8 protein-coding genes are annotated in these 11,652 nt (G+C 73.7%); 3 read left to right on the top strand and 5 right to left on the bottom strand.

The genetic code is table 11. From position 1 onward, the window contains the following. Positions 1 to 5 precede the first annotated feature (5 nt). On the top strand, positions 6 to 1,340 hold the full coding sequence (locus tag AOM06_RS01450; RefSeq protein WP_062301646.1) for a glycosyltransferase: 1,335 nt from the start codon (positions 6 to 8) through the stop codon (positions 1,338 to 1,340). 63 nt (positions 1,341 to 1,403) lie between these two features. On the opposite strand, the gene AOM06_RS01445 is transcribed toward AOM06_RS01450, so the two are convergent. The 4 genes from AOM06_RS01445 to AOM06_RS01430 form a co-directional block, all read right to left on the bottom strand. After that, positions 1,404 to 3,296, bottom strand: coding sequence for a pectate lyase-like domain-containing protein (locus AOM06_RS01445; RefSeq protein WP_062301642.1), 1,893 nt, complete (start codon positions 3,294 to 3,296; stop codon positions 1,404 to 1,406). A 285-nt stretch (positions 3,297 to 3,581) separates the two neighbouring features. Next, positions 3,582 to 4,526 (bottom strand): hypothetical protein, encoded by a 945-nt coding sequence (locus AOM06_RS01440; RefSeq protein WP_062301639.1) that lies wholly within the window; start codon positions 4,524 to 4,526, stop codon positions 3,582 to 3,584. Between the two features lie 52 nt (positions 4,527 to 4,578). After that, positions 4,579 to 5,157, bottom strand: coding sequence for a GNAT family N-acetyltransferase (locus tag AOM06_RS01435; RefSeq protein WP_228372810.1), 579 nt, complete (start codon positions 5,155 to 5,157; stop codon positions 4,579 to 4,581). Beyond that, complete coding sequence (locus AOM06_RS01430) at positions 5,157 to 6,389, bottom strand: molybdopterin molybdotransferase MoeA (RefSeq protein ID WP_062301638.1); 1,233 nt, start codon at positions 6,387 to 6,389, stop codon at positions 5,157 to 5,159. The genes AOM06_RS01435 and AOM06_RS01430 overlap by 1 nt, the downstream gene beginning before the upstream one ends. 67 nt (positions 6,390 to 6,456) lie before the next feature. On the opposite strand from AOM06_RS01430, the gene AOM06_RS01425 reads away from it, so the two are divergent. Then, positions 6,457 to 7,086: a 5-formyltetrahydrofolate cyclo-ligase gene (locus AOM06_RS01425; RefSeq protein WP_062301637.1), complete on the top strand. Its 630-nt coding sequence runs from the start codon at positions 6,457 to 6,459 to the stop codon at positions 7,084 to 7,086. A gap of 10 nt (positions 7,087 to 7,096) precedes the next feature. Then, positions 7,097 to 7,303: an FmdB family zinc ribbon protein gene (locus AOM06_RS01420; RefSeq protein ID WP_062302211.1), complete on the top strand. Its 207-nt coding sequence runs from the start codon at positions 7,097 to 7,099 to the stop codon at positions 7,301 to 7,303. A 36-nt stretch (positions 7,304 to 7,339) separates the two neighbouring features. On the opposite strand, the gene AOM06_RS01415 is transcribed toward AOM06_RS01420, so the two are convergent. Continuing rightward, positions 7,340 to 11,506 (bottom strand): PDDEXK-like endonuclease domain-containing protein, encoded by a 4,167-nt coding sequence (locus AOM06_RS01415; RefSeq protein ID WP_062301634.1) that lies wholly within the window; start codon positions 11,504 to 11,506, stop codon positions 7,340 to 7,342. Between the last annotated feature and the right edge of the window lie 146 nt (positions 11,507 to 11,652).

Raw genomic sequence — 11,652 nt, 5'->3', positions numbered from 1 at the left:
GTGTCATGAACACCGAGGTCAACCGCAGGCTCGTCATCATCGTCAGGGCCGATCCCGTCATCTGCGGGCACAGCGGCGAGGCGCGCAACCTGGCCGAGGTCGCGCTCACGCGCGGCTTCGACGATGTGCGCATCGTCACGTGGCCGCTCGAACGCCTCGAGGAGACCGGGCTGCCTCTCAAGCCCCTCGACACCGTCCTTCCCTACTCGCCGGGCATCACCGTCGAGCGTCCGGGCCCGGTGGGGGGCTACAAGATCCCCGACGGCCGCTACCTCGCCGGCATGACCGGCCGTCTGGTCGAGCTCTTCACCGACGGCGTCCCCACGGTCGCGATGTCGCTGTACCTCCACCCGCACACCACGGCGGTGGCCGATGCGCTCCGCATCGCCCGCTCCACGGGGCTGCCGGTGAACGTCACCACCATCGCCGAGGCGGTGGGCTCGGACGTCACCGACGTGGTGCGCTCCGCGGTGGACCACGGCGAGTTCGGCGCCGCGGCCGCCGTCCTCTCGACCTACCTGTCCCAGGACTGCTGCGTCGCGGTCTCCGACTACACCAAGCGCGTCATCGTCGAGTCCGCCGCCGAGCTCGACGCGATGTACGGCACCGCCTTCGCAGCGCAGTGCGAGGCGCGCGTCGAGATCTCGTACCCGGCGATCGACACGTCGGCCTACCTGGACCTCGACGGCTCCGAGACGGACCGCGTGCTCGAGGCGCGCGGGCTGCGGCGCGGCGAGTACGTCCTGTACCTGTCGCGCCTCCAGAAGGCCAAGGGGGTGGACGACCTCATCCGCGGCTTCGCCGCAGCGGAGGGCTGCGAGGGCCAGACGCTGGTGATCGCGGGGCGCGGCCCCGACCTGCCGTACTTCCAGCGGGTCGCGAAGCGCACGGCGGCCGCGGACCGCATCGTCTTCCTGCAGGACGTGGGGGACGAGGAGAAGCCGCACCTCATGGCCGCGTGCAGCGCGTACGCGCTGCCGTCGAGGCCCGCCCCGGAGTTCACGGAGACGTTCGGCATCGCCCTGGTCGAGAAGATGCTCGCGGGCGGCGGACCGGTCATCACGTGCGACACCGGCGGCATCCTCGAGGCCGTGGGCGACACCGCGGTGGTGGTGCCGTCCGGAGACCCGTCCGCGCTCACCGTCGCGCTCAACGTGTGCGCCGCGGGCATGGACGACGCGGACCGCGAGTGGTGGGAGCACCGGGCGCGCGAGCACGCGATGCAGTTCGACCGCGTCAACGTGTTCGACCGGCTGTTCGCGCGGCTCGAGCCCGTCGCCGCGCCCGACACCGCGGGGGTGCCGACGCTCATCGCGAGCCCGCGGCGGGTGCGGATCTAGCCGACCACGCAGGACGATGCGCGGGTCCCGGGGGGCGGGACCCGCGCATCGTCGTTCCCGGCGCTACGGCGCCGGGTAGTCGATCACGAACTGCGGGGTCCCCGTGTTCGTGTTGTCGGCCGTCCCGCCCACGCCGTTGACCACGTGCTCGATGGTCCCCGCGCTGAGGTTGACCGTCATGATGTGGTGCAGCTGCACGCCCGCGGCCTCGGGCACCTCGAAGCCGTTGGCCGTGACGATCGACGGGTTGTTCTGGTTGAACACGTAGACGCCCGCGCCGTAGAGGTGGTGCCTCGCGACATCGTCCGCGACCTTGTAGCCCGGGTAGCCGAGCGTGCCGTCGGGCTGGGTCCAGTCCGCCTGCGTCGGGGGGTCGTAGGGCAGCTCGTTCTGGTAGAGCGTGACCGAGCCGTCCTCGCCGTTCCACTGCAGGTTGTACCGCTGGAAGTGCTCGACGAACAGGCCCGTCGCGGTCACCCGATCGCCGTTGACGATCACGCCGTTGCGACCCGTGTTGGTGGCCCACCGCTCCGTGTCGCCGTTGACCCCCTCGGTGAAGCCCTCGACGCCGTGGTCGCCGCGCCACACCCACGTGTGGTCGATGAGCACGTCGTCGCTGTTGACCACCAGCGCGGTGTCCGCCTTGCCGATGTGGGGCCCGCCGACGCGGAAGTAGACGTCCGAGAGCGTGGTCGGGTTGCTGCGCGCGGCGCGCGCGTGGTGGCCGTGGTTGCCGTTCCGCTTGCCGACCTCGAGGAGCACCGCCGACTCCTGCTCGCCCGCGTCGATGGTGAGGCCGGCGATCACGGCGCCCGGCACGTCGGCGACCTTCATCGCCGTCGCGCCGCGGTGCGCCGTGAGGGTCGCGTGCCCCAGCCCGAGCACCACGGTGTCCGCGCGCTTGACCTCGATGGGCCGGTCGACGTCGTAGACGCCGGGCGTGAGCAGCAGGTGCTTGCCGCGCGCCAGCGCGTTGTTGATGTCCTTGACGGAGTCGCCGGGCTTGGCGATGAAGAAGTCGCCGATCGGGATGTCACGCCCCGGTGTCATGCCGTCGGCCCAGCTCACGCCGCTGGTGTCGCGCTGCGCCGCCGGCACGCGGACCAGGTAGCGGCCGTCGTCGTCGACGTAGAGGTAGGGCTTCTCGCGGCTCACCGAGGTGGTGTCGAGCGTCGTGTAGGTCTCGGCGGGGAAGGCCGCCTCGCTGGGCGCCCCCTCCACGCCGGAGAACACCTGGTTCCACACCCCGTTGCTCCAGCCGGCGACCTCGGAGTCCCGCACCAGCCACTGCTGCTGCGAGCCGTTGATCGTGTACGGCAGGCGCGAGTCGGCGATGAATCCGCCGCTCGCGTACTGCGGCCCCGCCGTGCAGTAGTCCATGAGCGAGAGGTTGCCGCCCGAGATGTCGAGACGGCGCATCGACACCGCCTGCGACACGGCCCAGATGTTGGCGCTCGCGCGGCAGCCGTCCTGGCCCGTGCCGTCGACGTGGATCGCGAGGTTGGACAGCGTGCGCCAGAAGTTGACGAGCGCGATGCAGTTGGGGTTCGCGTCGTCGCCGAGGCAGCGGTTGTAGACCTCGACCGTGCCGGTGAGCGTGACGTCGTCGGGTTGGGCGCCCAGGCCGGCGACCTCCGTGTAGTAGCCGACCTCGACGTGCAGGGGCGCGCCGGGCTCCCCGTACTCGCCGGGCAGGAACAGCACCGCGTGGCGCGCGGTGGTCATCTCGGCGTCGCGCTGCTGGTCCGCGAGGCCGTCCACGATGCCCTGGATCTCCTCGGTGGACATGCTCGGGTCGAGGATGGTGACGTTCGGTCCCAGGTCCGGCGCCGTGGGGTCGTGATGCTGCGGGCATGCGGCGGCGGCCGGTGCTGCGACCGCCGCCCCGATGGCGAGCGTGAGGCCGGCGGCGAGCGCGATGGCGCGCCCCGTCCGACCGGCATGCGTGTGCGTCATGCGGGTGTCCTCCTCCTTGAGGCGCAATGGACGGCGTTGTCCATTACTGACCAGACGGTAACCAATGGGAGGAAGCGGTGCAACAGGGACGGATGCCCCGACGCCCGCGCCGCGTCGCACCTGGAACAGGTGCGGATCGTGTCGTTGTCTCGCGAAGCGAGGGGTCAACGGGTGCGGATCGTGTCAGCACCCGTTGATGCGCCACGGCACCTCTACGCCACACCATCCGCACGCATGGCGTGGGGGCGCCGGCGACGGCAACGCCGCGACGGCGCCGGCGTCAGCTCACGCGGAGGCGCTGCGGCGACGCTCGAGGATCGAGTCGAGCGCACCGGTCGCCGGACGCTCCTCGCGGTACGAGGCCGCGGCGATGTCGCCGTCCTCGAGCGGACGCGCCTGCGCCTGGCGGACCTCGGCCTTGAGCGTGTAGCTCGGGGCCGGCAGCTCGCGCGGGCTCCACGCGGCGGACTCCTCCACCGCGGGCTCCTCGGCCACGGGCGCGGCGTGCGTGATCACGGGCACCGGCACCGAGAGCGGCGCGATGTCCTTGGCCGTCACGACCTTGATCGCCTGGGTCGCCACGTCGGAGGGCTGCGAGTCGATGCCGGCGGCACGCTCGCGGGTCACCGTGCGCAGCGCCTGCGTCGCGGTCGCGGCCGCGCCGACCTCACGCGCCACCATGGCCAGACGCGCGTCGACACGGCGCTGGGCCGCAGCGGCGCGCGCTCCGAGGACCAGCACGCCCGCGAACAGCGCGGTGGTGACCGCGGCGACAGCCGCGGGAAGCGCGGTGAACGGCACCAGGACCCACGTCGCAACCGCGAGCGCGGCGGCGGCGAGGGCGACACGGGCGCGCCGACGCGCCCGGGCCTTGCGCTCGGCGATCGCGACGGCACGGTCCTTGCGCATCGCGAGGTACTGGCGCTGCGCCGACGTCGCCGCCTTGTCGATGGGACCCGCGGGACGGGACATCGAGTCGGCGCCGAGGCGCGCGATGGTGGCCCGAGCCGCGCCCGTCACCAGAAGGGGAACGTCGGCCGCGTCGGACGAGGCGCGCGAGACGGCGCGCTTGACGCGCTCGGCGGTGGTCTTCACCACGCGCATCTCGGCGGAGTAGCGGTCCTCGGTGCGGACCAGCGCGTAGTCCGCGCGCTCACGGATCCGCTGGGGGATGACATAGGCGAGCACCATGCCGAGGGCGATGATCGCGAGCAGTCCAGCGGGAGGCATGGCACGACGGTACGGCCGCGCAGGCCCGCACCCGCGGAGGGCGCGCGGCGTGTCAGCCGTCGCCTCCCCAATATCGACCGATGCGCGGCTCGTCTTGAGTGCGGGCGAACACGATGTGGTCGCGCCACCCGCCGTCGATGAAGAGGTAGGAGCGCCGGAGCCCCTCCTCGGTGAACCCGAGCTTCTCCGCGATGCGTCGGCTCGCGGCGTTCTCCGGGCGGATCGCGATCTCGAGACGATGCAGCCCGATCGCGAACGCGTGCTCCGCGGCGAGCGCGGCGGCGCGGGTGACGATCCCCCGCCCGGCGTGGGACTCGTCGATCCAGTAGCCGAGCGAGGCCGAGCGCTGCGCGCCCCACTGGATCCCCGCGACCGCCACACGCCCCTGCAGGGCGCCGTCCACCTCGATCGCGAACGGCAGCGCCGAGAGCTCGCGCCGCTGCCGCCGCTCGAGCCGCGTGAACGCGCGGAACGTCATGTCGGGCGCATGCGCCTCGGGCGGCAGCGTGGCCTCCCACGGCCGGAGCCAGTCGCGGTTGCGCGACCGCAGCGCGAGCCACTCGGACTCGTCCCGGGGCCGCAGCACGCGCAGGCGCAGCCCGGGCGCGACGAGCTCCGGGTCGCGCGCCATCAGTCGTCCCAGACGGTGCAACGCATCACGTCGCCCGGGCTCACCGATGTGACGGACGGATCGACCCACGCGATCCCGTCCGCATCGCCGAGCGCGGCGAGCGTGACGTCACCGGGATCGCACGCAGGCGTGGCCGTGACCGCGCCGGAGGCGTCGAGCCCCAGCCGCACCGGCACCGCCTGGGTGATCCCCACGGGCGAGGACCAGCCATGGTCGAAGCGGGCGCGCACGCCGGGCCGCACCGCCTCGGAGAAGCCGCACATGCGGCGCAGCGCGGGCCGCACGTAGGCCTCGAACGCGAGCGCGGCCGCGGCGGGCGCGCCCGGCAGCGCGATGGTGGGGACGCTTCGCGAGCCCTCCTCGCCCAGCATCGCGAACGCGTGGTGGGAACCCGGCGAGAACGCGAGCTCGACATCGTCGACCGCGCCGAGCTCGCGGAGGACGGACACGACCGTGTCGTTCTCCCCCTCGCTCAGGCCCCCGGTGACGATGAGCAGGTCGGCGCGCACCAGCTGGTCCTCAAGAGCGGTGCGCAGCGCGGTGCGGTCGTCCGGGACGGGTCCCACGCGGAAGGCCTGCGCTCCGGCGTTGCGCGCCGCGACCGCGACGAGGTGCGCGGTGGCCTCGGGCACGCCCGGCCGCCCCGAGCCGGCGTCGACCAGCTCCCCGCCGGTCGCGACGACCACGACGCGGGGCACGGGGCGCACCGTGAGGCGCGCATGCCCGAGCGAGGCCGCGAGGGCGAGCTCGCGCCCGCCAAGCCTGCGTCCCGCGGGCACCAGCAGCCGCCCGGCCTCCGCATCGGCACCCGCCGCCCGGATGCCGGAGCCCGGCGCCACCTCGGCGTGGATGGCGACGCGCGCCACGCCGCGATCGGTGGACGCCAGCGGAACCACCGCATCGGCACCGGACGGGACCGCCATGCCCGAGGACAGCCTCGCGGCCGTGCCGGGAAGATGGCGGCGCGGCCCGCGATCCGCGAAGGAGACCTCGTGCGCGACGGGCATGACCGGGACGTGCGCGAGGTCGGCGGACCGCACCGCGTAGCCGTCGCATGCCGCCACATCGTGCGCGGGGAGGGCCGACCCTGCCACGAGGGGCTCCACCAGGGTGGCGCCGGCAGCGTCCCCGACCAGCACGGTGAGCGGCGGGATGGGAGCGAGCGCCTGGGACACCGCCGCGCGATGCTCGTCAAGGGTGCGGGTGAGCAGCTCTCCTCCAGGCTGATGCATGGGGGAAGCCTAGGGACATGCCCGAGGGTGGAACAAAGATTTACCGAACTTTGGCACAATGGAGCCCATGACGCCGATGTCCGACAGCTCAGTGCGATCGCTCGAACCGGACGAGGCGAAGGCGCACCTCAGGGCAGTCATCCGACGCGAGAGGCTCCAACGGAGCGAGCGGCGGCGCCACGAGGCGGCCGCCGCCTTCCGCGACCATGTGCTCGCGCTCACCGCGATCCAGTCCGCGCGCTGCGTGTCCGTCTACGCCTCCCGCCCGCACGAGCCCGGCACGGGGCCGCTGATCGAGGCCCTGCATCGTCGCGGTGTGCGCGTGCTGATCCCGCTCCTCGGCGATGGGCTGCAGCGCGGCTGGGGCGTGTACCGCGGCGTCGAGGACCTCATCGAGCGTGCCCCGGGCCGTCCGCCCGAGCCCAGCGGCGACTTCCTCCCGTCGGGCGCGCTCGCCGAGGCCGACGTCATCATCGTGCCCGCGCTTGCGGTGGACACGAGCGGCACGCGCCTGGGCCAGGGAGGCGGCTGGTACGACCGCGCGCTGATGGAGGCGCGACCCAGCAGCCCGGTCATCGCGCTCACCTTCGCGAACGAGGTGCGTGACGGCGCGAGCGACCCGCTTCCTCGCGAGAGCCACGACCTCGGTGTCGACATGGTGATCACCCCAGAAGGGGCCCACTCGCTTCCCGCGTAGAATGGCCCGCATGCCTACGTACTCCTACGCGTGCACCGCGTGCGACCACGCGTTCGATGCCGTGCAGTCCATCCACGATCCCGCGCTCACCGAGTGCCCCGAGTGCACCGCGCCCGTCCGCAAGCGCTTCGGCGCCGTCGGCGTGACCTTCAAGGGATCGGGCTTCTACCGCACGGACTCGCGCTCCGAGTCGAAGGCCTCGTCGAGCGCCTCGTGACACGCGGGGGTGCGACGCACCCCCGCCTTCACCGGCTCACCAGTGCGGGGGCCTCTCCCTCTTGATCTCGTCGTCGCGGCTCGACCCCCCGTAGCCGCCGCCCCAGCCCTCGTCGAGGTCCTCGCTCGAGCGCGTGGGGATGAGCGGGCGCCCGGCGGTGCGCGAGGCGGGCCGGATGACCGGCTCGGACGATGCGGGGGCGGCTTCAGCCTCGGCGTCGCCCTCCTCGGGCGCGTCCTCGGCCTCCTCGGGCGCGGCGTCGGTCTCGGGCTCCGCGCCGTCCTCCTCGGTGGGCTCGTCGGTCATCTGCTCATCCTCCGCCTCGATCGCGAGCGCGTCGAGGTCGAGCTCCTGCTGCACGGCGAGCGCCCTCGTCTCGACCTTGTCGGCGAGGATCTGCTCCGCGAGCATCACGGAGATGCCGAGCGTGATGTCGGGCGCCTCGACCAGGGGCTCGGTCGCGGGCTGCGCGGGGACCTCGAGGAGCGGCTCCGCGTCGGGCTCGTCGGCGTCGGCCGTGACATCGGCCACCGTGTCGACATCGAACACGTCCTCGAGCGGCACACGGATGGCGGAGGTCTCCACGCCCAGGTCGAGCGCGGGCTGCTCCCACACGAGCGGCTCGCGCCGCCCCTCGACCGCATCGACGATCGACGCGACCGCGGCGTCCGGGTCCATGAACACGTCGAGCGTCCACAGCGACACCACGGACCAGCCGAGCGCCTCGAGGCTCGCGTACTGGTGCCGCATGCGATCGCGCACGCTGGCGCCTCCGAGGCGCGCCGCCTCGTCGGTCACCACCGCGACGCTGTAGCCGCGGTCGTGACGCCCGCCCACGACGAGCGGGATCGCGTCCGCGCCGGCGCCGTACCGCACGTGGACCGCATAGCCCTCGGCGCGCAGCCGGCCCGCGATGTCCGCGAGCAGCCAGTCCCCCGGCGCCGGCTCGGGGCGCTCCGCCGGGACGGGCTCGGTCGCGGAGGCGACCAGCAGGTCGCGCAGGCCGTCGACGCCCTCGGCGTCGACGCCCTCGGCGATGGCTCCCAGGTGGTCGACGCCGAGCGCCGTGACCACCGTGAGGCGCTCATGCGTCGCGACGAGCGCCTGCGCGAGCGCGTGCGCACCCCAGTCCTCCGACAGCACGCCGAGGCGCGCGGGCAGCGTGCCCTCGGCGTCGCGTGCGTAGCCGAGCGTGAGGATGACCTCGTCCACGTCGAGACCCGCGGCGTTGCCGAGCGTCACGACGGCGACCGTCTCCGCGAGCCGCGCGCCGCGCTCCTCGAGCGCGTCCCGCATCCGGGCGGCGTGAAGCTCGTTGCCCGCGACGATGGCCAGCGTGCGGCGCGGCATCTCGTGCACCAGGCGGTCGGCGTGCTCGACCACGGCCATGACCTCGGCGCGCGTCGACTCGACCGTGCGCGAGCCCGCGACGGGGGCGCCCTGCGCGTCGAGCACCGTGACGGCGAGCGCATGCGGCTCTCCGGCGGACGGCAGCGAGCTGAGCGCGCGACCGTACGCCAGCGTCCCGAGCACGCTCGTCACGCGGGGGTCGCGCGGCTGCGGGATCGCGTGCAGCGGCACGCGGGGCAGCAGGCGGGACAGCGCGGTCACGGCGCCGCGGGTCGCGGCCTCGCCGTCGCCCACCACGACCACCTGGCGTGCGCGGGCCAGCGTGGGCACGGTCTCCGCGAGAGCCAGCGACTCGGCGCCGAACACGATGGCCAGGTCGACGCATCGTGACGGCGGCGCGAGGCGCGACACCTGCTCCGCGGTCGCGAGGACCGCGGGGCGCAGGGCGGTGACGAGCGCCGGATGCGCGCGCCACAGGTCGCGGTACGGCGCATCGGCCCCCTCGACCAGGGTCGCGAAGAGGTCGCGCGCGGACTCGGGGTGGCGTGCGATCGCGAGGCGGCGTCGCTCCGCGACGGCCCGCATGAGGGGACCCACGCGCGACTCGGCGAACTCGCGGTCGCACACGAGGAAGCGCTCGACCACCCGGCCCATCGCGCCTTCCTCGGTGAGGCGGGGGTCCGCCGAGACGACGGCGTCGAAGGCCGAGGCCCACCATGCGAACTCGAGGTCCCGCCGGACCTGCTCGGGCGCGGCGTCGCGGTCGCGCAGCTCCTCCAGCAGCTTGCCCAGGCCCGCGGACTCGAGATCCCGCTCGATCGGCATGGCCTCGGCGGCCTCGAGGGTCCCGGGCACGCCCTCGGCGAGCTTCTCGAGGATCTCGCGGACGCGGTCCCAGGGCTGGTCCAGCAGCTCGCTCTCGCCCGAGACGGTCGCGACGGGGATCGCGATCCGCGACCACAGGCGGATCGCCTGCTCGACGCGGTCCGCGTACAGGTCGAAGTCGTCGGGCACCAGCGGCCAGCCGCCGGCCGAGCAGTGCGCGCGCCAGCGCAGGGCCTGCGCGTGGGCCGCCACGAGGTTCTCGTGAAGATCGTCCTTGGAGCGGCCGGGGCGCAGCAGCTCGACGGCGCGGCGGCGCAGCGCACGGCGATCGCGACGCGCGAGCTCGCCCGCCTGGGGCGTCCCCGGGGGAGCGGTCGCCGCGACCAGGTCGTGCAACGAGCGGTGGAACACCGCCGGCGAGAAGATCTCGAGCGTCACGCGCAGGTCGGTGAAGAGCCCCACCTGGTCCGCCCAGGCGGAGATCGTCGGGGCCTCGTCCATGCCCGTCTCGTGCGCCGCGATCTGGGCCTCGGCGCGCATCTTGGGCAGGTGCCTCACCACGAGCGTGGCGAGCGCCTCGTCGAGCTTCGCGCCCTCCGCCGGGTCGTCCGTCACGGTGGACCACCACGGCACGAGCGTGGTCTGCTCGGGCTCGGGCGCCGGTGCGGGCTCGTCCTCGGGCGCATCGGGGCGGAGCCGCTCGACCATCGCGTGCGCCACCGAGGAGAACCCGTGCTCCGCGACGAGCGCCGCCGCCTCGGCTCCGAGACGCAGCTGCGTCTGCGGCGCGGGCGGGGTCGAGATGAGCCGCACCACGGCCTGCACGGCGTCGTAGGCGCTCACGTCCCACGGACGATGCGGGCGGTGGAGGGCGTCGAGCCGCGCCTGGAGCTCGTGGCGGGCGGTGAGCAGGCTCTCGCCGGAGCTGCGCAGCGCCTCGTCGTCGACGTCCTCGACGCCCATGGTCATCGACGTGAGGAGCCTGCGTCGGGCGGTCTCGTTCCACGAGCCGACCGCGCCCGAGATGAAGGCGTCCGAGGCGCCGACCCTGTCGAGCCTGCGCGCCACGGCGCGCACGGCCTGCTCGGTGCCGCCCACCGCCATGACGGCGCGGCCCGAGGCCGCCGCATCGGCCACGATCGCGGCGACCGTTCCCGCGGGGTCGGATCCCGGAGGCGCCTGCAGGAACACCGACCGTCCGGTCGCGATGAGGTCGAGGGCCGCGAAGCCGGCGTCGTCGAGGTCGCCCACGCCGCGCTCGGCGAACGGGTCGCGGTCGCCCACCGGGAACGCCGGCAGCGGCTGCGCGAGCATCGCCTGGGCCTCCCGATCGCCCGCGGTGGCCGCGAGCACGTCGGAGGCGCCGATCACCGCGTCCATGTCGTCGAGGTCGTCCAGGAGGCGCTGCTCGGGGTCGTCGAACACGCCGACGAACAGGCGGTCGACCACCTCGATCCCCGGGAACGCTGCGTCGAGCGATCGCACGTGCTGCCACAGCGGCCTCGGATCGAACTCGACACCGGGTCCGGCGGCGGGCGTGACGCCCGTGAGCCCCGCGGATGCGCCGCGCTCGCGCGCCTCGGAGATGAACACCGGATTGAGCGCGACCTCGTCGAGCATCGTCACGAGCACGTCGCCCTGACGCGCGGGCTCGAAGTGCACGGGGCGCATGAGAAGCGGGAGCTCGCGCCGCCTGCCGTCGTCGGTCCACACGACGGTGCCGATCACCATCGCGGCTGTCCACACGCCGGTCGCCGCCTTGACGCGATCGGCGCTCTCGCGGATCACGCGGACCCGGTGCAGCGCCTGGGCGTACTGCTCCGGATCGCGGATCAGCGACGAGATCGCGGTCGCGCGGCCGGCGAACAACGGGGCGAGACCGCCCGGGTGGGAGCCGCGCAGGTCGACGATCGTGGCCTCGCTCGCCGCGAGATCGCGCAGGGGTGAGACGGTCGCCAGCTGCTGGAGCTGCTCCCTCCATTCGCGCAAGGCGTCCGCGACGAGCGCGCGCCCGATGTAGTCGACCACCGTCCTACGGTAACGGTCAGGTCACGGCGACTCGATGCACCACGCCGCCTCCCCAGGGGTGCGGGCGCGTGCCGGAGGGGGACGATCCGGACCAACCAGGACGAACGCCGACGGGACTGCGGAGGCGCCCGGAAAAGAGACAGTGC

Source organism: Demequina subtropica, from assembly GCF_000971235.1.
In the GTDB taxonomy this organism is placed as follows: domain Bacteria; phylum Actinomycetota; class Actinomycetes; order Actinomycetales; family Demequinaceae; genus Demequina; species Demequina subtropica.
The sequence above is the reverse complement of the archived record's forward strand: the minus strand, read 5'-3'. Positions and strand labels throughout refer to the sequence as shown.